The sequence below is a fragment of the Caenibius tardaugens NBRC 16725 genome (assembly GCF_003860345.1).
In the GTDB taxonomy this organism is placed as follows: Bacteria; Pseudomonadota; Alphaproteobacteria; order Sphingomonadales; family Sphingomonadaceae; genus Caenibius; species Caenibius tardaugens.
In genome coordinates this window covers 1142237-1164054 of record NZ_CP034179.1, presented here as the reverse complement: position 1 = coordinate 1164054, position 21818 = coordinate 1142237, and the positions used below count along the sequence as shown (strand labels likewise).

The window sequence follows — 21818 nt, the reverse complement described above, 5'->3', positions numbered from 1 at the left end:
CCTTGCGGGTTATCCGCTATGCCGCCCCTGAGCTTCACCTGTGCGCCGGTTGTCCCGTTGCCGCGGCGGTATGCTCCCTAGACCTCAATTTCCACGCGGCCATCGATAACACGGGTGGCAAAGGTCGCCACCGGTTCCGTCACGGGCGTGGTCAAGGCTTCCCCCGTCCTGATGCAGAACTTGCCCTGATGCAACGGGCACTCGATGCAGCCATCCTCCACCCAGCCATCCGACAACGGCGTGTTGCCGTGTGTGCACAAATCGTGGATCGCGAAATGAACCCCTTCGTGCAGGAACAGCGCGATCGGCTTGCCACCGGCGATGACCGCGACAACCTCTCCCTCCGCGACCAGGCCGTCTGGCCCCACGTCATGCCACTGTGTCATAGGTCCCTCCGTCAGATCGGCAGGGCGAGCAGCGTCTGGACGCGCGCCGTTTCAAAAATGCAGCGCTTGCGTGCGAAGCGCCAACCCGCGTCATTGCGCACGACCCGGCTTTGATAGCGGCCGACCTGATAGACCTGCGATTGCCCCTGCTGGTTCGAATTGATCACCAGATAGTTGCAGGTCAGATCAAGGCCGTCGTCATCCTGCGCGACAATCGCCAGACCCGACAGGAAATGCCGGTATGCCTGCGGTGCAAAAATGTTCGCATTGCGCAAGGAGACGATGCGATCGCGCAACATGCGCCGGTTTTCGCACCGCATGACAGGCGCGGGCAGTCCGGCATCCTCATTTTCACGGGGCATGATCTCATAGAGGCAATCCTCTGTGAAAAGATCGGGCCATTCCTCAAGGCGGTCATTGTCGATGATATCGACATAGCGATCCATGACGCCCTGTATTTCAAGGCGGAGCAGCAGATCCTGTCTCATGCCTGCACCTCCGCGCTTTCAGTCTCGTCGGACAGCGGAATATCCATCAACTTGCGATACCCTTTCCAGAAAGAGCGGAGGAGATGTTCGGTAATAAGGGTGTTCTTCTGATCGGGCGCGGCCTTGGCCATTTCGATCACTGAATGGGCACTGCCATCGCGCACCGTTCCGCGCTGAACCAGTTCGGTCGCTTCGGTATCTTCCATCGAAATGTAGCCCGCCGGGCCAACGAGATTGGCCTGCTTGATACGCAGCGCGCGCAGTTCGGGCGTGTCGTCGTCATACCCGAAGAAGTGAAAGATCAGCTCGAAATTATTGGGGCCTTTCGGCAGAAGCTGGCGCGCAACCAGCGTGTTATGGATCTGTTGTATGACCAGTTGCGGGAATATCGGCTGGATATGGTTGGTCGCCACCAGATCGAATTCCGGAACGAGCGCCAGCAAGCTTTCGTCCTCCAGATGGAAGCCTTCATCATAGGAACGAATATCCTGCTGCTTATAGGCTTCGGCCGTATCCGCTTCTTCCTTGATCGCCAGAATGATGCTGTGCAGGCCATCCTTGCCATCGGTCGTGCAATGCGCCTTCATCCCCACCCGGAAAATGTTGAACGTGGTGTGAAACAGATGAAGCAGGCTGGCGTGATAGGGGTCCTTCACGTTCTCCAGATAGAGTTTCCAGTTTGAATTGGAGTACTGTCTGGTGCACCCGAGATAGCGGACAGGCTTGTGAAAGACGCGATCAATATAGCTGGCCATTTCCGGGCCGACATAGTCGACGAAGTCTTCCACGGTGTCGCTGAACGTTGCGAAAACCAGGCCGCGATATTCCTGCACGCGCAACCGGCGCAGGCCGTGGTCGGCATTGTTAAAATCGCGCGGCATCCCTTCCGCGCCCTTCTGCCCACGCCGGAACGGGACGCCGATCAACTGGCCTTGCGGGTCGTAGCTCCATTGGTGGTAGACGCAATTGTGGCTCATCGCGTTGCCCCGCGCCATGCGGCACACAATCGCGCCGCGATGCGCGCAGCGATTGACCCAGGCCGCCAGATCGCCGTTCGCGTCGCGCGTCAGGACAACCGGCGTGTCACCCACGAAAGTGCTTTTGAAGTCACCTGGATTTGGCGTCTCATCCGCAAGGCCAAGAAAATTCCAGGTTGGTCCGCGGTAGATCCGTTCCTGTTCCCGATCGTAGATTTCCTGACTGCTGAAAACGCTATAGGGAACACGCGATCCGTCATCCCGGGGAAACGTCACCTTCATCGAAGCTGCCGTCGTTGGTGCCGTAGTCATATGCTCGTTCCTGCAGGTTGATTTGACGTCGGCATGCTGCGCAATCAGGGGAACGCCCGGCAATCCGCATTGCGCGGTTACGGCAGGGACTATCCGAATATCGCAAAGAAATTCTTCAATGATCTTGAGGCAGAAGAAGAATTCGCAAATGATAAGGCAACAAAAGGACTATGACGGGGGCCGCATATGAGAATCGCCAAACGCCTGTCGATCGACCCTGCAAGTCAATTGTTCGTATCAAGCGATCTCGATGATGCGCGCGCGCGGATTTCCAAGGTTATGCAGCCGCATCGGCTCCGCCCGTTGTCGCGCGCGTCAGCCGTGTCGGCACGGATGAGCTTCCTGCGTATGCCTGGCCTCGGACTTGGGACCATCCGGTTTGGCGCGATGGGGCTCGAACTCGATTATGTTGACGATTATCATCTGTTGATCTTCTGCATCGAAGGGGCAGGCCGCTTCATGACGCGCGCGGGCGATATCGAAATCGGCGGTGCAAGCGGGATTTGCCTGGCGCCGGGCGAGCCGGTGCGCGCCGAATTTTCCGAAGACTGCGAACAATTCGTGGTGCGCATCGATGCCTCAGCGATGCGGCGGGCCTGCACAGCGCGCGAACCCGCGCTGCACAGGCGGATCGATCTGACCCGCGCTGTTCTCAGACCATGGGCGAACCTTGCCCATCTGATGACGAACGATGCGGCAACGCTCGATCTGCTTCGGCGCGACAAGACAATTGGCGGCGAATATGCGGAACTTTTCGTAAGTGCCCTGTTGCAGGGGCAGGAGATTTCCGACGGCGCGGCCAACCGGATGATTGCGCCCGCTTCGGTGAAACGCGCGGAAGCGTACATCGACGCCTGTTTCGCCGAAGACCTCACCCTTTCCGATATCGCGCGCGCCGCTGCCGTGCCGGTCAGGACCCTGCTTCATGGATTTCAGCACTTTCGCGACGATACCCCGATGCGCTGTTTGCGCAATCGACGGCTGGATGAAGCCAAGGCCCTGTTGATCGGCGGCCGCGGCGTCCGGACAGTGGCCCAGGTCGCGACGGACGTCGGGTTTCATCATCTCGGCAGATTTTCGCAGGAATACAGGGCACGCTTCGGCGAAGCGCCGTCAGCCAGCCTGCGGCGGTCGCGTCTGTCCTGACGCTTGCGCGATTGCAACACGGCGCGGCTGCAGGGCGGCGCACGCATTGCATTCCGGTTGTTGTTCCGCACTTTGCGTCGATTCTGCAGCCCGGTGCGCTGGGGAGCGCGCTGTAATTGCACTTTAAGCCCATCGCTTGCGCGCGTGCCCTCTAACGCAAACGCGGGCGATGGCATTCTGGCTCTGGTGAAAAGGGGGGACGATTGAATGCTTCAAGTCGTGGCGACTGGCCGGACGCCTTGTCTGCCGCTTCACGATCCAAAGCGCAATCGTCCGGTGGGGCCAATCTTCGGGGTTGTTCTTCACACCATTTCCAAGGCTGGAAACAAATAAGTCTGGAGGGAAAAATGAAATACGGAGTTTGGCGAATATCCACGTCTGCTGTCGTGCTGGCAATGATCGCTTCCCCCGCCGCAGCGCAAGATCATGCGGGGGGCGTGTCGGCGTTGGAAGATATTGTGGTGACCGCCCGCAAACGGACGGAAAGCCTGCAGGACACGCCACTAGCCGTAACCGCGCTTAGCGCCTCCGCGCTCGAGGAACGGCAAGTCAGCACAATCGCGGATATGGGCAAATTTACCCCGAATGTCAGTTTCGACAGCGGTTCCGCGATTTCCGGCAGCAGCAATTCGGCGACCGTCTTCATCCGCGGTATCGGCCAGACGGATTTCAGTCTGACAATCGATCCGGGCGTCGGAATCTATCTCGACGGGGTCTATATCAGTCGCGCGGTCGGCGCACTGCTTGATACTGCCGAGACCAGCCAGATCGAAATCCTGCGCGGCCCCCAGGGCACGCTGTTCGGCAAGAACACGATTGGCGGTGCGATTGCGATCACGTCCAAGGCGCCATCGCAGGATCTGGAACTGGGGCTTGAGGCCGTCACCGGTCGTTATGGACGGACCGATTTCAAAGGCGGCTTCAATATCCCCGTTTCGGACACGTTCGCAGTGCGCGGTTCAGTCAGTTACCAGAAACGTGATGGCTATGGCCGGCGTCTGACCGACGATGTCCGCACCGGCGACAAGGACAGTCTTTCCGGCAGACTGGTCGCGGCCTGGACGCCCAGTGCAGACCTGACTGTCACTTTCGCGGCCGATGCCACGCGCGCCCGCGAAAACGAACCGCCGATCAAGGTTCTGGCGAACAATGAGTACGGGTTTTTCCCAATTCTTTACAATAATTTTGGGGCAGGTGCGGCTGCGGGATGCGCCAATCTGCTGACTGGCCCGAGTTCGGTCAACAATCCGCTGTGTTATAATAGCCAGTGGCTTACCAATTCGCCGTACACCAATTTCAATGGCGACAGGAACAAGTCCGATCTGGATGTCTTCGGTCTCAGCCTGACTGTCGAACGCCATAGCGACGCCTTCGGCATCAAGTCGATCACGGCCTATCGCGAACTCGACAGCTCGTTTTCGCTGGAACACGATGGTGCACCGGTCAGATCATCGAATACCAGCAACATTTACAGCCAATGGCAGTTCAGCCAGGAACTGCAATTCAGCGGCACCGCCTTCGATTCCCTGAAATGGCTTGTCGGACTGTATTATCTCAAGGAAAAAGGGACCGATCGAAACACTATTCAACCGGGCACAGGACAGCCTCTGGGCTTTCTTAGCGGGGGCAAGGTCGACAACGACAGCTATGCCGCCTTCGCGCAATTGATCTATGCGATCACGCCGCAATTCAACCTCACGCTGGGCGGCCGCCTGACGCACGAGAAGAAGCGTTTTCTGGCGGACCAGTACATTACATCGATCAGCCCCGGTGCTTCGGCCTTTCTCGCCATGCTGGGGATAGTCGATTTCAATGGCGATGGCGGCCCGCTTGCACTGGGCGATCGCTTCCTGCCGCTGACGCAAAGCGCCACCAAAGTCACCGAATTCACCCCGGCGGTCACGCTGGACTATCGTTTCGATGATGGACCGCTGGTTTACGCCACATATTCGCGCGGTTTCAAATCGGGGGGCTTTACCCAGCGGGTCTTCCCGCCGCTGACACAAATTCCTTCATTCAAACCGGAATTCGTCACCAGCTATGAAGTCGGCCTGAAAAGCGAATTTTTTGACCGGCGTGTGCGGCTTAACCTTGCCGCATTCCTGACCGATTACAAGAATCTGCAGACCAATGTGACCGTGCTTATCGCACCCACCGTTCAGAATGCCGGTCGGGCACGGATGAAAGGTTTCGAAGGCGAAATCGAAGCGGTGGCGGCGAAATGGCTCCGGTTCAACGGAGGCTTTGGTTACACCCATTCAGAGTATCGCGAAGTTCCGGCTGTCGCCGCGCCGGTTACTGTCGACAGCCATCTGCCCAATGCGCCGCGATGGACCGCGTCAGCCGGTTTTACGGCCGATATCCTCGATACCGATATCGGCACGCTGAGTTTCCGGGGGGATTGGGCTTATCGTGGCGGCCATTACAAGGACGCCGCCAATACACCGCAGTTGCACCAGTCGGGATATAGCGTGGTCAACGCATCGCTCACCTACTCGACCAAGGATGACCGCTGGTCGGTGAGTACGGGTGCGACCAATCTCACCAACAAGAAATATATGGTGACAGGGTATGCCGATCTGGCGGGTGCGGGGATCGCTTACGCGATCTATGCGCGCCCGGTCGAATGGTTCCTGCGCCTTAAATACCAGCTGTGAGGGGGGCTGCCGGGCATGGGCAGTTTGTGCCCGTGCCCGGCAGTATCACAAGTTGCGGCAGAGTATCGGGCAGGACTCTACGCACAAGGCTTTGGCGTATTGGTGTCCGGATATCGGTACGTGATTGCCGCCGCGCCCTGACCAGATTGCAGGGGCGGTGCGATGACCTTGTTTGGGGGAATGACTGTGTAGCCCCCCTGCTGTTTCCCGAAACTGTGATCATTCGGTTGCCGGGATGGGGCGCGCGCAGGTCAGCGCGTTACGAGCGGACCGGTTCCGATTGTGCCAGAAGGAATGCCAGAACACGCTCGTTGAATGCAGCCGGGGCCTCGATATTGATCAGGTGCCCGGCGCGTTCGACCACATGCAGTTGTGCGCCGGCGATCAGCCGGGCGATTTCTGCCGCTTCTGCTGGCGGCGTCAAATGGTCATCTTCGCCGACCATGACCAGCGTGGGGGCCGTGATCAGGGAAAGATCGGCAAGAGTGACATCCGCGACATTCGCCTCGATCGCCTTGAGATAGCTGTCCTTGTGCAGCATCGCGAGGCTTTCCACGAGTTGGGCAACCGCTTCGACCGAGGCGTGGGGCGATACCAGCGAAGCGGCGACCTGTTCTGCGATATCGGCAGGTGTCTTGCCGCTTAGTAGGGGGGCCTGCCGCGATTGAATAAAGGCGTTCCGTCGTTCCAGAGGCCAGTCCTTTGGCCCCTGGGTGGTATCGCACAGCACCAGAGACTGTACCCGATCGGGATGACGGACGGCAAAATGCATGGCTATCCGTCCACCCATCGACAATCCGACAAGATGGGCGCGGCGATGGCCAAGGTGATCGAGGACGCGGAGCAGATCCTGCGACATCTCTTCAAATGTCAGGGGGCCGTCATAATCGTCACTGTCTCCCCACCCGCGCGCGTCCCATGCCGCCACTTGAAAATGCTGTGCGAGCGGGCCGATATTGTCCCGCCAATTGCGCCTGTTGCCGCCGATGCCATGCAGCAGCACGACCAGATCGCCGGTACCCCCGACATTGAGGGCGATGAAGGGGGCTGGGCCCACGCGTTCAACGTGGATCAACGGCATTGGCATTGCGTGTTTCCCTTGTGCAGCATGAAGGCGGTATGCGACCGCGAGAATGATCAGCTGATGCAAAGCCGGCCACGATCAACCACCATCTGGTCGTCGACGTGGATAGTGGCGTTGCGCATTGGCAGATCGAAGTGGTTCAGCGTTTCCCGTCGCGCGACGTGACTGGCGCCGATGCCGAGCAGGAAGTTGCCTGCGAATGTCCGCGCTTCGATGCCGTTGGTGTCGGCCTTGTCGTACATTACCATGCTTTCCCAGCGTGCTTTGGGATTGGTCCCCCAGCCGAGGTGCGAGGTGGTCAGAGCATTTTCATCGTTCCATGCCGCAGAATAGGACCGGAACAGTTCGGCATCGACCCCATCGCCTTCGACGTCGACGATCACGTCCTTCTCGATGTGCAGCGTCATCGGCCGTTCCAGATACCGTTTGAACGTGCAGTTCAGATCGCCGACATCGACCACCACTTTGCCGTTGACGCATCCTGCGGCGGGCGATGTGGCAACCAGACCGCCCGGCCAATGGCCGAGCGGCATCTGCGCGTTGACGATACCCGTTGCCGTGATCGCCTGGCCACCGCGCAGGTCGACGATCAGATCGGTGCCGGCGTCCGACACGATGTGCATCGTCCGGGCCTGATTCAGTAGGTCATAACCGCGCAACGTTGCGGCGATTTCCGCGTCGTTGAGGTTGAGCCGTTCAAGCGCTTCGGGGTGTTCGTTGAGGATATAGAGCGCCCGCAGGCCAACGGACAGGAGATCGTGCAATTCGGGTGAATGGAGCATGCCTTCGACTGTCAGATCCACGATCAGATCGCATGGCGCCAATCCCTTGATCACCGGGCCAAGTCCCTGCATCGAGGCCGATGTTCCGGTGGAGCGTGTGGGAACCACGGTATCGATCGGTGGCGTAGTGGCGACAAATTTGAAGCTGCGCGCCCCGATGATCGACAGGGCCAGTTCCACCAGATGCACGTTCAATTGCCGCGACTGCGTTTCGCATACGATCCCGACAAGATTTCCTTCGACGACGCCCGATGCGACCAGCGCATCGCGAAACATGCGAATCCATTTGCCTTCGATACGATCGTTCAACATTGCGCCTTCCCCCAGACATCAGGATGAAAAGCACTATAGCCAGCGGCCAACGACGCCCGGTAGGCGATTACTGCAACATCACAGTCATTTGTTTTTTAATATATTTTTCTAGATTACGGCTGTTTCTGTGCCGGGAAATTGCAGCATTCGGGCGTTGTCGTTTTCATGCCTTGCACAGGCGTTTCCGGCGTATCGCTCACCGTTCGCCGCGGGTATGCGCCAGCGCCCATTCGCGCAGTTCCGTCTTCAGAATCTTGCCCGTGGCGGTGTGCGGCAAGGCATCGACGAACAGTATCGTGTCGGGCAACCACCATTTGGCAACCCGCGTCTCGAGAAAGCGCAGAATATCGTCACCCGAAACAGGTGCATGCGGCTTGCGCACGACGAACAGCAGCGGGCGTTCGCCCCACTGGGGATGTGGGATGCCGACAACGGCCGCTTCCCCCACGCCATCGCAGCCCATCACCGCATTTTCGAGCTGGATCGAGCTGATCCATTCGCCGCCGGATTTGATCACATCCTTGGAACGGTCGGTGATCTGCATGTAACCGAGGGGGTCAATCGTTGCGATGTCCCCCGTATCGAAAAAGCCCCGACCGTCGAGCGCGCTTTCCTCCTGCCGGTAATAGCGTTCGACGATCCACGGCCCCTTTACCATCAGCCGCCCCGGTGTGGCGCCATTGCGCGGAAGACTTTCGTGGTCGTCGTCGCACACGATCATTTCCACCCCGAATAGCGCACGTCCCTGCTTGCATCTGAGGTCCAGTTGCTGATCGGGGGGCAGGGCGGCGGCGGCCGCGCTCAGTGTGCCGACTGTTCCCACAGGGGACAGTTCGGTCATCCCCCAGGCGTGCAGGACTTCGATGCCGAACCGCCGGGCGAACACTTCGATCATTGCTCGTGGGGCTGCGGACCCGCCGATGATCACGCGTTCCAGCGCCCCAAGGCCTTTTTCGGTCTGTTCGAGGTAATGCAGCATGGATGTCCAGACCGTTGGCACCGCACCGGTTATGTTTACCCCTTCATCGATAATCATCGCATGCAGCGAAGGCGCATCGAATTTGTCGCCGTTGAGCACCAGCTTGGCCCCGACCATCGCAGCGGCATAGGGTAAACCCCACGCGTTGGCATGATACATGGGAACAACCGGCATGAGCACGGAACGGGAAGACAGTTGAAAGGCGTCGATCTGAACGCTGGCCATGCTGTGCAGCACGTTCGAACGGTGCGAATAGAGCACGCCTTTGGGATCGCCTGTCGTGCCGGATGTATAGCACAGGCCTGACGGATCATTCTCGTCGACTTCGACCCAGGCGAAATCACCCGACTGCGCCTGAAGAAGCTCTTCATAACACAGGAATGCGATGTCTCGTTCTGTGGGCATATGGGCCCTGTCGGTCAGCACCACATAGTGGGTGATCGTTTCGAATTGCGGCGCGAGCTGTTCGACCAGATCGACGAAACTCAAGTCGAGAAACAGTATCCGGTCGCCAGCGTGGTTGGCGATATAGACGATCTGTTCGGCGAACAGCCGTGGATTGATCGTATGCGCCACCGCGCCCGCGCCGGGTATGCCGAAAAAACATTCGACGTGTCGATAGGTGTTCCATGCGAGCGTCGCCACCCGGTCGCCGCGTCCGATGCCGAGGGCTTGCAGACCCTCGGCCAGTTGCCGCGCGCGATGGGCGATATCACCCCAGGTCGTACGGTGGGTGCCACCTTCCAGCGCCTCCGTGACGATTTCCTGGCTGCCGTGATTTTGCGCGGCGTGGTCCAGCAGTTTCGAAACGACAAGCGGCCAGTTCTGCATGAGACTCGGCACAAAACCTCTCCGATTATTTTCTTGTTCGCGTGTCGCGCGCGCTTTCCCGACGCGCGCCCAGAGACTGTTTACACGGTCGTCCGAAGACGAAAAGATGCGTTCAGGCCACCATGGTATTGGGTTCAAGCCCCAGCATGACCCGTCCGAACGGTTCGAACGAGGTATCCGGTTCGAACAGGAAGTGGTTTGCCATCATCGTCACATCGCGCAGAACGCGCTGCAGGGGGTGATCCGCCATGAAGCTGGAAGACCCCGCAGCAGAAGCGAGATCCTGCACCACGTCGCGCGCCTCGGCGACGCAATGCGCCGCGCCGGACCGGATATTGACACGTTGCAGCAAGGTGAGCTGCCCTGCTGTTTGCCATTCCTTCAATTGGCGGGCCAGTGCGTAAAGGTACTGTTCCGCCGCCTGCAACCGGGTTTCAGCGCGTGCCAATCGTGTCACTGCGAGAGGGTTGTTGATCGTATTCGTGCCGTGGATCGGGCTGACATAGGACAGCAATTTGTCGCGATAGGCATCGATCGCGCCGTAGGCCGCGGCCACGATTGGTGACGCCGCGCCGAATGTCGCCGAAGCGAAACGCGGGACCTGATATTGCCACCCATCGAAATCGGCATAGCCCGCACCGCCGCCCTTGGCGGATTGCGTATAAGGAACGACGCGGCGTTCGGGGATGAAGATGTCGGGATATTCAAGATCATGACTGCCCGTGGCGCGCATACCTGATGAATTCCAGGTGTCATGGACAATGACCTGACCGGGTTCGACCAGGAAATCGCACAGGCAGTCGCTGCCATCCTCGCCTGCGCCTTCGGCTATTCCGTCAATCAGGATCCAGTGGGCGTGATTGATGCCTGTGGCCCATTTGGACCGGCCACGCAGACGATAACCGCCGTCGACCTTTGTCCCCCGAACAGTCGCGGGAGACAGCATCACGGGCCCGATGGCCCACCCCCGATCGGCCTGAATTTCCCGGCGGGTTTCTTCAGGAAAGCAAAGCCAGAGCCAGTTGTGAATGATGAAGAAGCCGATCTGCCACGCCGATGACGCGTCACCCCGCCCGAGCGCCACCACCACGCGGCATGCGGTTTCCCAATCCAGTTCGAACCCGCCCAGCGATTTTGGTGTCAGGATCTTGTAAAATCCGGCTTCGCCCGCCTCGCGGATCGTATCATCCGAAATTCTGCGTGCGGCTTCACCGGCAGCGGCGCGCGCGGCGATGCGCGGCGCCATATCTCGCGCGCTCTGTACCAGCCTGTCGATATTGGCTTGGTCACTGTCCGCAATTACAATGCGGCGCTGTATTTCCGACATGGCTCGATACCCTTCTTCCGAAAAACTTCCGGGAGCCATAGTGTCACCGTGCGCAGCCGCAGGTTAGGCGCAGCCTGCAAAACATGATGCGATAGTGCAACCTTGCAGGCTGAAATCACGTCGGTCGTGCCGTCAGGCCATAGCCTGCATTACATGGTGACTGTCAAAATATTCTGAAATTCCAATGATCTTCCGATCTGAAAAGTCGAAGATCATGCAGTAATCGTTGTCGTATTTTTTTCCGTTTTTCAATGTGCCGGTACCATTGAGCATGACCACTACGCTGCTGGCGGAGGGTAGCACCCGGTCAATCCGATAGCGCGGACCACTGTCCTCGAAAGCCGCGCCCACTTGTGCGAACAGCGACAGTATTGCCGTGGCGCCGGAGATTTTCTGGGAAAAGGGGTGCCTTCCGGTGACAACATAGACGATATCGTTATGCAGCAAGGATTGAAAACGATCGATGTCCCGCGCCGAGAGTGCGTTTATTGCGGCAACAGCCGTTTCTTCCAGCGACAAATCCGGCACAGCCAGTTCTCCTATTTCGATGGGCGTTACGATGGGTGGGAAGGCCGGATGCGCGCTTTCAGAGCGGCTGTTATGACCGGCGCCCCCAATGTTCAAAAAGCGGACTGCCAGAAAACGGGCAGCGTCCGCACGCGCATTCAGTCCAACAGTTCCATCCCGCCTGCCTTCCGTTTGACAGTGGTGGAGGGCAGTTCGCCAAACATCTCGCGGTAGGCTGCAGCGAAGGCGCTGCCATCGTAAAAACCCCACTGCGCCGCAACATCGGCGATGACACAGCGCTGGCTTCCGGCCAACAGCTCGGTACGAATATGATGCAGCCGCAATTGCCGCGCATAGGCCATGGGACCAATGCAAAACAGTTTCTTGAACCAGTAATGTAAAGTTCGTGCAGGAACGCCTGATGCTGCGACGACGGATGCGCGATCGAGTATTTCGTCTTGCAGATGACGCTCGATATAATCGAGCGCAACTTTGACGAAATGCGGTATTTCCTCGCCCGCGTTATCGTCCTGGCGATAAACGTTATTGGGATGTCGCCGGACCAGGGCGGAAGCGATAACCGAAGCCCAGGCCCGCGCCACGCGGCCGTGTTGAAAATGCGCTTCATCGTCCGCCACATCCACCGCGAGGGCGCGCAGCAACGGTTCGAATGCTTCCCCTGCCGTAGATTCAAGATCCATCACCGGTGCGAACTGCATCGGCAGCCACGCCCTTTCGCCCGAGCGGCTGAGCACATGATCGAACGCGGTCTGCGATATTCGCAGTGCGAAAAGTCGCCCGCCTTCGGGCCAGCGGATGCATTGCGGTCGTCCCGGTGACGAAATCAGCAGGTTGGAGGGTGGGGCCTTTTCCCACTGCTTGCGTTCGGACAGGAAAGAAAAATCGGAGTCGAGCGGCATCATGAGATTGACGCCGCGATGTGTGATCGTTTCGCTGACAAAGGCGGAACTGGTTTTTACGGCGCAAATCGCAAGGTCAGGATTCTGCGGACCATGAATGACCAGGTTTTGACTTAAACGGTCTTCAGGCCTGAACTTGTATATATCCCCGTGCACGCCGGACAGGTGCCTGGCGGCCGAACTCAGCGAGGATGGCTTCAAAAGCGGCAAACGCAGTTGCTCGAATGATTCCCGAGCAATCATGATGGCGATTTTCTGTCAAAGCTGATGCCCACCATTCCCCCCGTTTCGGATGGTAAACGATACGATACTGGTTTCACCACGTGGTGATGCAAACTCCTCGATCTATGAGGAAGTATGCCAATAATCATAAATCGATCGAGATCGGTTCAAGATTGCGCATTGGATAACTATACTCCAATTCGAACGTAAATCATTGGATGATGCAAGAAAAATTTTCGCAAAAGCGGCGGAACACATTTGGAAAAATAGCGGAATCCCCAAAGTCGAAGTTTTCCGAACCTGCATTAAAATATTGTGATTGCAAAAGCTTGGGTGAAAAGCGAACGGGTCCGGCATCATATCTGGCCGTTGCAGGCGATTGTTTGTTGGACCTATCCAAGGGGCAGACCTTTCCAAGCAATTGGCAGGGGGCCTTCAGATGGGGGGCGTCAAACATTTTGCCATCCAGTTTGAGAGCGCCCGCATGGGCCCGGATTGCATTTGTGGTGAGGCCTTCCGCCCCCATGTCAGGCCGCCTTTTCCGCGATCTTCGCCAGCAGGGCATCAACCTGTACTTGCGCGTCGGTCACAGCCTGCAATTCCGTCACTGTGCCATCGAACGGCGCGGTCAGCGTGTACTCCATTTTCATGGCCTCGAGCGTCAGCAGCTTCTGGCCCTTGGTGACATTCTGGCCCGCGCGCACATCCACGGCGATGATTTTTCCGGGCATCGGCGCCACGATGGCGCCATCACCGATTACCGCGCCATGCGTGCCCTGCTTGCGCCATGGCGAAAGCAGCCACACCTGCCCTTTTTCAGTGACAAGCGTGGATTCTGCCGGATGATCGACTCCGTGCCCGGTCAGCGCGATTTCCATCGCTTCGCCATCGAGCAGGAACTGCGCGCGGCGGCGCGGTGCAGCGTTGAGGCGGAAACCCGGCACGGCGCTGTTCGGCACGAGTTGTATCGTCGCCTTGCCCAGCGCCGCCTCCGACGGGATCGGCGGTACGGCCATGGCCTCGCCATCGCGGCCGATCAGCCCGGTTTCGACAGTGCCTGCCCGGAACTGCGGGTGGGCCAGCGCCTTCACGAGGAACGCGGCGTTGGTCTTGACCGGATAGACCGCCGTCCCTTCGAGCATATCGCCCAGACGCGCGATCGCCTGATCGCGGGTGGCGCCGTGGGCGATCACTTTTGCAATCATCGGATCGTAGAACGGTGAAACCTCCGCCTGTTCATAGACGCCGGTATCGATGCGGCCACCCGGGGCATCGCCGAAACGCAGCACATCGAGCCGGCCGGTCGAGGGCAGGAAGCCTTTGCCCGGATCTTCCGCGTAAAGGCGCGCTTCCACCGCCCAGCCGTTGATCGAGAGGTCTTCCTGCTGTTTGGGCAGCGGTTCGCCACTGGCGACGCGCAGTTGCCATTCCACCAGATCCTGCCCGGTGATTTCCTCCGTCACCGGGTGTTCAACCTGCAGGCGCGTGTTCATCTCCATGAACCAGATGTGGTCGGCGCGCAGGCCTTCCGATCCATCGGCAATGAATTCGATCGTGCCCGCGCCTTCATAGTCCACCGCCTTGGCGGCGCGCACGGCCGCCGCACAGATCGCCGCACGCGTCACTGGGTCCATGCCGGGGGCGGGGGCTTCCTCGATCACCTTCTGGTGACGGCGCTGCAATGAACAGTCGCGTTCGAACAGATGGACGACGTTGCCGTGGCTGTCACCGAAGACCTGCACCTCAATGTGGCGGGGCGAAACAATGTACTTTTCGATCAGCACATGGGCATTGCCGAAAGAAGATGCCGCCTCACGCTGGCAGGACGCGAGCGCATCGGAGAAATCTTCCGCTTTTTCGACCAGCCGCATGCCCTTGCCGCCACCGCCGGCAACCGCCTTGATCAATACCGGGTAGCCGATCTTGCCGGCTTCCGAGGCAAGATGTGCGGGGTCCTGGTTCTCACCCAGATAGCCGGGCGTGGTGGGCACACCGGCATCCTGCATCAGTTTCTTGGCCGCGTCCTTGAGGCCCGTGGCCGTGATCGATTTTGGCTTCGGGCCGACCCAGACAAGCCCCGCATCCAGTACGGCCTGCGCGAATTCGGCGTTTTCCGAGAGGAAGCCATAACCCGGATGAATCGCTTCGGCACCGGTCTGCTTTGCCGCAGCAAGGATTTTGTCTCCTGCCAGATAGCTTTCACGCGGGGGCGAAGGGCCAATAGACACGGCTTCGTCCGCGGACCGCACGTGCAGGGCCTGCGCATCGGCGTCGGAATAGACCGCGATCGTGCGGATACCCATCCGACGCGCCGTGCGGATGATCCGGCAGGCGATTTCGCCGCGATTGGCGATGAGTAGCGACCCGATCATGCGGTTGCGGGCCATGCTGGCATTGTTTCCATCGCTTACATCCTGAACACACCGAACGCGGGGCGCTCGGGGATGGGGGTCTCGAGGCAGGCTTCGAGAGCGAGAGTGAGAACCTCACGCGTCTGGATTGGGTCGATGATCCCATCATCCCACAGACGCGCCGTAGCGTAGTAGGGGTTGCCTTCGTCCTCGTATTTCTGGCGGATCGCTGCCTTGAATGCCTCGGCCTCGTCGGGCGTCCAGGTATCGGCGTTGCGGTGGACTGTGGCCAGCACGCTGGCGGCTTGCTCCCCGCCCATCACACTGATCCGGGCATTGGGCCAGGTGAACAGAAAGCGTGGGTTGTAGGCCCGCCCACACATGCCGTAGTTACCTGCGCCGAAGCTGCCACCGATCAGCAGGGTGATCTTCGGCACAGTGGCGGTCGCCACGGCCGTGACCAGCTTGGCACCATGCTTGGCGATGCCTTCCGCCTCATACTTGCCGCCAACCATGAAGCCGGAAATGTTTTGAAGAAACAGCAGCGGTATGCCGCGCTGGCAAGCCAGTTCAATGAAGTGCGCACCCTTTTGCGCGCTTTCGGAAAACAGCACCCCGTTGTTGGCCAGGATCGCCACCGGCATCCCGTGGATATGGGCAAAGCCGCAGACCAGCGTGCTGCCATAGAGCGCCTTGAACTCGTGAAACTCGGATGCGTCAACCAGCCGGGCGATGATTTCGTGCACGTCATAGGGCGCGCGGACATCTTCGGGAATGATACTGTACAGGTCTTCTGCGGCGAACTTCGGGGGGCGCGGCGCGCGGCGCGCAATACCGGCATCCAACGGGGCGCCGAGGTGTGAGAGGATATCGCGCACGATCGTCAGCGCATGTTCGTCATCATCGGCAAGGTGATCGACCACGCCGGATTTGCGCGCATGCAGGTCGCCGCCGCCCAGATCCTCGGCAGAGATGACTTCCCCCGTTGCCGCCTGCACCAGCGGCGGTCCGGCGAGAAAGATCGTGCCCTGATCTTTCACGATCACGGTTTCATCGCTCATCGCCGGGACATAGGCGCCGCCTGCGGTGCAACTGCCCATGACACTGGCGATCTGTAGGATGCCCTGCGCGCTCATCTGCGCCTGATTGTAGAAAAACCGGCCGAAGTGATCGCGATCGGGGAACACTTCTGCCTGATTGGGCAGGTTCGCGCCGCCGCTGTCGACGAGATAGATGCATGGCAGGCGGTTTTCCTGTGCGATCTCCTGCGCGCGCAAGTGCTTTTTCACGGTCATCGGGAAGTAGGTGCCGCCCTTGACGGTCGCATCATTGGCGAAAATCATGCACTGGCGGCCGGAAACGCGCCCGATCCCGGTAATGATCCCGGCGCCGGGAACTTCGTCACCATACATCCCATTTGCGGCAAGCTGGCCGATCTCGAGAAAGGATGCGCCGGGATCGAGGAGGTGTTCCACCCGTTCACGCGGCAGCAGCTTGTCGCGCGCCATGTGCCGTTCACGGCTGCGTTCATCGCCACCGCGCGCAGTCTGCGCCACGCGCAAGCGAAGGTCTGCGGCAAGTGCGCGGTTATGTGCCGCGCGCGCTTGCGCTTCGGGGGCAGAGAGATCGAGGCTGCTGGCGAGGACCGGCGCGCTCATGGCGTAGCCCCGATCAGTTCCCGCCCGATCAGCATCCGGCGGATTTCGTTGGTGCCCGCGCCGATGTCGAGCAGCTTGGCGTCACGCAGGAACCGCTCCACCGGCCAATCCTTCGTGTAGCCCGCGCCACCCAGCGCCTGCACCGCTTCGCCTGCTACGCGAAAGGCGTTTTCAGAGGCCAGGAGAATGGCCCCGGCGGCGTCGAAGCGGGTGGTTTGCCCGCTATCGCAGGCGCGGGCGACTGCATAGACATAGGCGCGGGCTGATTGCAGGGCCACGTACATATCTGCCACTTTCGCCTGCATCAACTGGAAGGCCCCGATCGGTTTGCCGAACTGGTGGCGTTCGCGGACATAGGGGATAACCACGTCGAGGCAGGCTTGCATAATGCCGATCTGCATCCCGGCCAGCACCACCCTTTCGTAGTCCAGCCCGCTCATCAGCACGCCGACCCCGCCGTTGAGCGGCCCCATGATATTGTCTTCCGGTACGAAGCAATCGTCGAACACCAGTTCGGCGGTGGGCGATCCGCGTAGGCCCATCTTGTCGATCTTCTGGCCGATGGAAAAGCCGGGCATACCTTTTTCGATCAGGAAAGCCGTGATCCCCCGGCTGCCGCCGTTCATGTCGGTTCGCGCATAGACGACCAGCGTATCGGCATAAGTGGCGTTGGTGATCCAGAACTTGGTGCCGTTGAGGCGGTATCCGCCCGCGACGTTATCCGCACGCAGCTTCATGGCGACCACATCCGACCCGGCGCCCGTTTCCGACATGGCAAGGCTGCCCAGGTGTTGGCCCGAGATCAGCTTGGGCAGGTAACGCGCTTTCTGCTCGTCCGTGCCCCAGCGGCGGATCTGGTTGACGCAGAGATTGGAATGCGCACCATAGGAAAGACCGATCGAACCACTGGCCCGGCTGACTTCTTCCACCGCGATCACGTGATCGAGATAGCCGAGCCCAAGCCCGCCCCAGGTCTCTTCCACAGTGATCCCGTGCAGGCCCAGCGCGCCCATCTGCGGCCAGAGTTCGTCGCGCGGGAACCAGTCCTCCGCATCGATCCTCGTGGCCAGCGGTGCAATCTGTTCGTCGGCGAAGCGGGCAGTCGCCGCGCGGATCATCATCGCGCTTTCGGGAAGGGCAAAATCGAACTCGGGGGTGGCGCGCATGGCGTGTCTTTCTCGTATCTGAGAGACCCCTGACCAGGAGACCCGGGTTGGAGGAGCGTTGAAAGCCAATCTAAGACGGATACTGAAAAAGGAAAAATTGAAATATGAAGGAGTCTACGATAGATTTTTTCTATGATCTTCAAGCGCGCGCATATGCGTCAGTTCCTCGCTGTCGTGGAAGCCGGCACCTTCACACAGGCGGCGGCACGTATCGGTGTTACGCAGCCGACCCTCTCAGCCGGGATTGCGGAACTGGAACGCCTGATTGGCAGCCCGGTACTGACGCGCGATCGCAAACGCGTGCGGCTGACCGAAACCGGTGCGCGATTGCTGCCGATCGCCCGCGCGATTGAGCTGCAATTCGACGCTGCGGCGGGCCTGAACCAATCCGCGTTGCGGCCCTGGCCGACATTGAAGCTGGGAGTGATCCCTTCGATCGCGGGGGCCATGCTGCAAAGGCTGGTTGCGGCCCTGCCAGCAGAGTTCAATCTGGAACTGATCGTGGGCGGCGATACCGTCCTGCGTGCCGCCTTGTCATCAGGCCGTGTGGATGCCCTGCTCTTGGTGCAGCGACCGGGGGAGGAGGGGGCGCATGTCATGCCTCTCCTAACGGAACCTTACGTCATGTTCGTGGCCAGCACGCATCGGCTGGTGGGCCAGACGCTGCTGGCGCCAGAGGATCTTGCCGCCGAAGTGATGATTGCGCGGCGTTCGTGCGAAGCGCTGGCGGACACGAGCCGGTTTTTCACCCAGCACGGTATCCGCCCCCGTTTTGCCCTGAAAAGCGAAAATGACGATTATTGCATGCGCATGGTGGCCGCCGGGCTGGGCATAACCACGGCGCCTTTATCCATGCAGTGCGATGGCGTCGTCGGGCTGCCGATCGCCGGTTACAATCTTTCGCGCACACTTGCGCTGCTTGGCGACCCATCCCGCGCCGCCGATCCGGTAATGCGGAGCAAGATCGACACGCTGTATGAGAACTGGGTGGGCGTTGCCAATCGGATTGCCGCAGACCATGCGGTGTAATTGCCCTATCGGCTGACGCGCCCCTGCGAATACCCGTGTGGCAGCCGCACGGGATGTTCGCGCAGGAATAGCGTTGCCATGCGAGATACCCGCCATCGATCTGAACGCGGTCCCGGTAGAGAAGCTCGCTTCATCCGAGGCGAGATAGGGAACGCCGGAAGCCGCGTCGCGCGGATCACCGAGATGGCCGATGGGATGGCGCGCGATCTGTTCGGTCTTGAACGGCGGGCCGCGTTCCAGCCCGGCTTTCACCATGGGCGCCAGTCCGGAACGACGCCCGAAACCATGAAGGTGTGCGCCCGGTCCATGCGATAAAGGCGCGGCGGAAACTGCGCGCATCGGTGAACCCGAGATGGCGCGCCACCGTATCTATCGTGTCGCCCCGACCGATCAGGAAAAGTGCTGTCTTGTGTTGCCAGGCAATTTTGACCCGCTGGAAACTCGTCCCGTTTTGCTGGAGACGGCGGTGGAGTGTGGACGGACTCAGGCCCAGCGCGTGGGCAAGTGCCACCCGGTCCGGGCAACGCCCTGATCCTTCGGTAATCCGGGTAAAAGCCTGATCCACCTGCATCAGAAACGATGTCCCGGCTTCATGCCAATAACCCGGATCGTGACATAACAGGTGGAGGTCGTCTGTGCGGCTATCCGCATGGGCGGACACCGGCTCTTCCAGCGTTCCTGTGGCGAGCCGGATATAGCAGTCTGCCTGCCCCATCAGCACGGGAATGGCGAGATAGGTAAGGCAAGGGTCCGGTTCGGTATCTGCCGGATCTGTCAGCCCGATTTCGGCTACCTTGATACGCACACCGCGCAACCACGACAGCATATTGAGGATGAACAGGATACAGGCCGTCCACAGACATGCGGGGGCATGCGGTAACGACGGATCGAGATCAATCACGATCCGGTCGAAACCTTCGTCCGCGCAGGCCGTGATCATCACCCCATGATCGCCCATCAGCGCATTGAAGCGGGTCATGCTGTCCACGGCATCGCGTAATGTGGCGCTGTTGCGCAGCACTGTCAGCATAAACTCCACGCGCGAGGCATATTCCTGCGCGTCACGCGGGTCGCCGCTGATGGCAGCCGCCAGCGCCACGGCACTGCGTCCGTACAGTTCCGCAAAAACGGGGCGTTCCACCGATGCGATAGCCCCGGTCAGCACCGACTCTGGCAACTTCTCGGGACAAAGCTGATCAAGCGCGGAAAAAGCGGAAGGATCGCGCGCCTTGAGGGCGGAAAGAATCGGGCGCAACAGATCGGCAGGAAGCGTGTCAGCCAGCCTCCGCACAGAGGATTTTCGCATAGCGGATTTAGCGCCAGTCATTGCCGATCTTCCTTGGCCGCCATGCTACCCATAGACTACCCGTTTGACAAGAAATGTCCCCCTGATGACCGCGATTGCGGTCTGGCGCGCCGATCCTGGGCAGGCATACTTCCCCGCGTAACGCCATCTGCGGGAGAGAGCCCATGTCCGTTGAACCCTTTCATCTTGCCGTGCCGGACGCTGAATTGGCCGCCCTGCAGCGTCGTTTGCGCGATGCGCGCTGGTCGCCCGATTTTTCCAACGACGACTGGGCATATGGGACGAATGCCGTCTATCTGAAGGAACTGGTTGCGTACTGGCAGGATGGGTTCGACTGGCGCGCGCAGGAAGCGGCGATGAACGCGGTGCCCCAGTTTCGCACTGTGATCGATGGCGTGCCTGTTCATTTCGTCCATTGTCGGGGCAAAGGCCCAAACCCCATGCCCCTGATCATGAGCCACGGATGGCCGTGGACGTTCTGGGACTTTGCCAAAGTGATTGGTCCGCTGACCGATCCGGCTGCCCATGGGGGCGATCCGGCTGACAGTTTTGACGTTGTTATCCCCTCGCTCCCCGGCTTCGGCTTTTCCAGCCCGCTGATCGTGCCGGGCATCACCGCGGTGCGCACGGCCGATCTGTGGCACACCCTGATGACCGAAGAACTGGGCTATGATCGCTATGCCGTGCATGGCGGCGACTGGGGCGGCTTCGTCACCGCGCAGCTTGCGCACAAATATCACGCGTCTGTTATCGGCATGCACGCCCTGGGCGGTGCGCCGCTCGACTGCTTCAACAAGCCGCTGCCCGCCGTCGAACAATATGCAGCCGATGAAGCAGGTTGGCACGAGAAGACCACGCACTTTTTCGCCAAGGAATCAGGATATTCCGCGATCCAGAGCACCAAGCCGCAAAGCCTCAGCTACGGGTTGAACGACAGTCCGGTTGGCCTTGCAGCGTGGCTGGTCGAAAAGCGGCGGAGCTGGAGCGATTGCGGTGGTGAAGTCGAGCAGTGCTTTTCCAAAGACGAACTTCTGACATCGATCATGATCTACTGGATCACCCAGACAATCGGCACATCGGCGCGCTATTATTATGAATCGTGGAAAGCCCCGTGGGAACCCGCGCACGATCTGCAACCGCCCGTGCCGGTGCCGGTTGGCATTTTGAAACTGGAGCACGACGTGTGCCATTGGCCGCGCAGCACGATGGAGCCGTTCTTCAACATCCAACGTTGGACCCACAGCGAGGTAGGGGGGCATTTCGCACCGGCAGAAGTGCCCGAACTGGTCACCGATGAACTGCGCGCCTTCTTCCGCCCTTTGCGCGGCGAGGCGGAACAGCAGCATTCGGCAGAAAAGGTCTCTGTATGAAAGCCCGG

At 59.9% G+C, this 21818-nt stretch carries 19 protein-coding genes; 5 read left to right on the top strand and 14 right to left on the bottom strand.

Features of this window, described 5'->3' with window-relative positions; genetic code table 11:
- Window positions 1-77 precede the first annotated feature (77 nt).
- Genes EGO55_RS05305 through andAc form a run of 3 tightly spaced genes read right to left on the bottom strand, consistent with a single transcriptional unit; the run spans window position 78 to window position 2163 of the window.
- The gene (locus EGO55_RS05305) at window positions 78-386 is read right to left on the bottom strand and encodes a non-heme iron oxygenase ferredoxin subunit (RefSeq protein ID WP_021691274.1); all 309 of its coding nucleotides are present in this window, start codon (window positions 384-386) and stop codon (window positions 78-80) included.
- 11 nt (window positions 387-397) lie between these two features.
- Complete coding sequence (gene andAd / locus EGO55_RS05300) at window positions 398-874, bottom strand: anthranilate 1,2-dioxygenase small subunit AndAd (protein WP_021691275.1); 477 nt, start codon at window positions 872-874, stop codon at window positions 398-400.
- On the bottom strand, window positions 871-2163 hold the full coding sequence (gene andAc / locus EGO55_RS05295; protein WP_052023760.1) for an anthranilate 1,2-dioxygenase large subunit AndAc: 1293 nt from the start codon (window positions 2161-2163) through the stop codon (window positions 871-873). The genes andAd and andAc overlap by 4 nt, the downstream gene beginning before the upstream one ends.
- A 33-nt stretch (window positions 2164-2196) precedes the next feature.
- Between andAc and EGO55_RS20525 the strand changes: the two genes are divergently transcribed.
- From EGO55_RS20525 to EGO55_RS05285, 3 genes are all read left to right on the top strand, one after another.
- Window positions 2197-2337, top strand: coding sequence for a hypothetical protein (locus tag EGO55_RS20525; protein ID WP_156915574.1), 141 nt, complete (start codon window positions 2197-2199; stop codon window positions 2335-2337).
- 12 nt (window positions 2338-2349) lie between these two features.
- Entirely contained in the window at window positions 2350-3309 is a 960-nt protein-coding gene (locus EGO55_RS05290) for an AraC family transcriptional regulator (protein WP_021691277.1), read from the top strand.
- Between the two features lie 347 nt (window positions 3310-3656).
- Window positions 3657-5966, top strand: coding sequence for a TonB-dependent receptor (locus EGO55_RS05285; protein ID WP_040716912.1), 2310 nt, complete (start codon window positions 3657-3659; stop codon window positions 5964-5966).
- A 259-nt stretch (window positions 5967-6225) separates the two neighbouring features.
- Here the strand turns inward: EGO55_RS05285 and EGO55_RS05280 are convergent, their stop codons facing one another.
- The 10 genes from EGO55_RS05280 to EGO55_RS05235 form a co-directional block, all read right to left on the bottom strand.
- Window positions 6226-7053 carry an alpha/beta fold hydrolase gene (locus EGO55_RS05280; protein ID WP_210766651.1) on the bottom strand — a complete coding sequence of 276 codons (828 nt, stop codon included), beginning with the start codon at window positions 7051-7053 and terminating at the stop codon, window positions 6226-6228.
- A 50-nt stretch (window positions 7054-7103) separates the two neighbouring features.
- Window positions 7104-8144 carry a 2,5-dihydroxypyridine 5,6-dioxygenase NicX family protein gene (locus tag EGO55_RS05275; RefSeq protein WP_021691280.1) on the bottom strand — a complete coding sequence of 347 codons (1041 nt, stop codon included), beginning with the start codon at window positions 8142-8144 and terminating at the stop codon, window positions 7104-7106.
- A 196-nt stretch (window positions 8145-8340) separates the two neighbouring features.
- Window positions 8341-9966: a long-chain fatty acid--CoA ligase gene (locus EGO55_RS05270; RefSeq protein ID WP_021691281.1), complete on the bottom strand. Its 1626-nt coding sequence runs from the start codon at window positions 9964-9966 to the stop codon at window positions 8341-8343.
- A gap of 100 nt (window positions 9967-10066) precedes the next feature.
- Window positions 10067-11281 carry an acyl-CoA dehydrogenase family protein gene (locus EGO55_RS05265; protein ID WP_021691282.1) on the bottom strand — a complete coding sequence of 405 codons (1215 nt, stop codon included), beginning with the start codon at window positions 11279-11281 and terminating at the stop codon, window positions 10067-10069.
- A 132-nt stretch (window positions 11282-11413) separates the two neighbouring features.
- Entirely contained in the window at window positions 11414-11905 is a 492-nt protein-coding gene (locus tag EGO55_RS05260; protein WP_161566024.1) for a nuclear transport factor 2 family protein, read from the bottom strand.
- Between the two features lie 41 nt (window positions 11906-11946).
- Window positions 11947-12951 carry an AraC family transcriptional regulator gene (locus EGO55_RS05255; protein ID WP_021691284.1) on the bottom strand — a complete coding sequence of 335 codons (1005 nt, stop codon included), beginning with the start codon at window positions 12949-12951 and terminating at the stop codon, window positions 11947-11949.
- Between the two features lie 190 nt (window positions 12952-13141).
- Window positions 13142-13456, bottom strand: a complete 315-nt coding sequence (locus tag EGO55_RS05250) for a hypothetical protein (RefSeq protein WP_021691285.1) — start codon at window positions 13454-13456, stop codon at window positions 13142-13144.
- Between the two features lies 1 nt (window position 13457).
- The gene (locus EGO55_RS05245; protein ID WP_040717013.1) at window positions 13458-15302 is read right to left on the bottom strand and encodes an acetyl-CoA carboxylase biotin carboxylase subunit; all 1845 of its coding nucleotides are present in this window, start codon (window positions 15300-15302) and stop codon (window positions 13458-13460) included.
- A 35-nt stretch (window positions 15303-15337) separates the two neighbouring features.
- On the bottom strand, window positions 15338-16939 hold the full coding sequence (locus tag EGO55_RS05240) for a carboxyl transferase domain-containing protein (RefSeq protein WP_021691287.1): 1602 nt from the start codon (window positions 16937-16939) through the stop codon (window positions 15338-15340).
- Entirely contained in the window at window positions 16936-18105 is a 1170-nt protein-coding gene (locus EGO55_RS05235; RefSeq protein ID WP_021691288.1) for an acyl-CoA dehydrogenase family protein, read from the bottom strand. The genes EGO55_RS05240 and EGO55_RS05235 overlap by 4 nt, the downstream gene beginning before the upstream one ends.
- A 132-nt stretch (window positions 18106-18237) precedes the next feature.
- Here EGO55_RS05235 and EGO55_RS05230 point away from each other — a divergent pair, with 132 nt between their 5' ends.
- Window positions 18238-19134 (top strand): LysR family transcriptional regulator, encoded by an 897-nt coding sequence (locus EGO55_RS05230; RefSeq protein WP_021691289.1) that lies wholly within the window; start codon window positions 18238-18240, stop codon window positions 19132-19134.
- Window positions 19135-19309: 175 nt separating this feature from the next.
- On the opposite strand, the gene EGO55_RS05225 is transcribed toward EGO55_RS05230, so the two are convergent.
- A complete protein-coding gene (locus EGO55_RS05225; protein WP_021691290.1) occupies window positions 19310-20461 on the bottom strand; it encodes an AraC family transcriptional regulator in 1152 nt (383 codons plus the stop codon).
- Window positions 20462-20604: 143 nt separating this feature from the next.
- On the opposite strand from EGO55_RS05225, the gene EGO55_RS05220 reads away from it, so the two are divergent.
- A complete protein-coding gene (locus tag EGO55_RS05220; protein WP_021691291.1) occupies window positions 20605-21810 on the top strand; it encodes an epoxide hydrolase family protein in 1206 nt (401 codons plus the stop codon).
- Window positions 21811-21818: the final 8 nt, after the last annotated feature.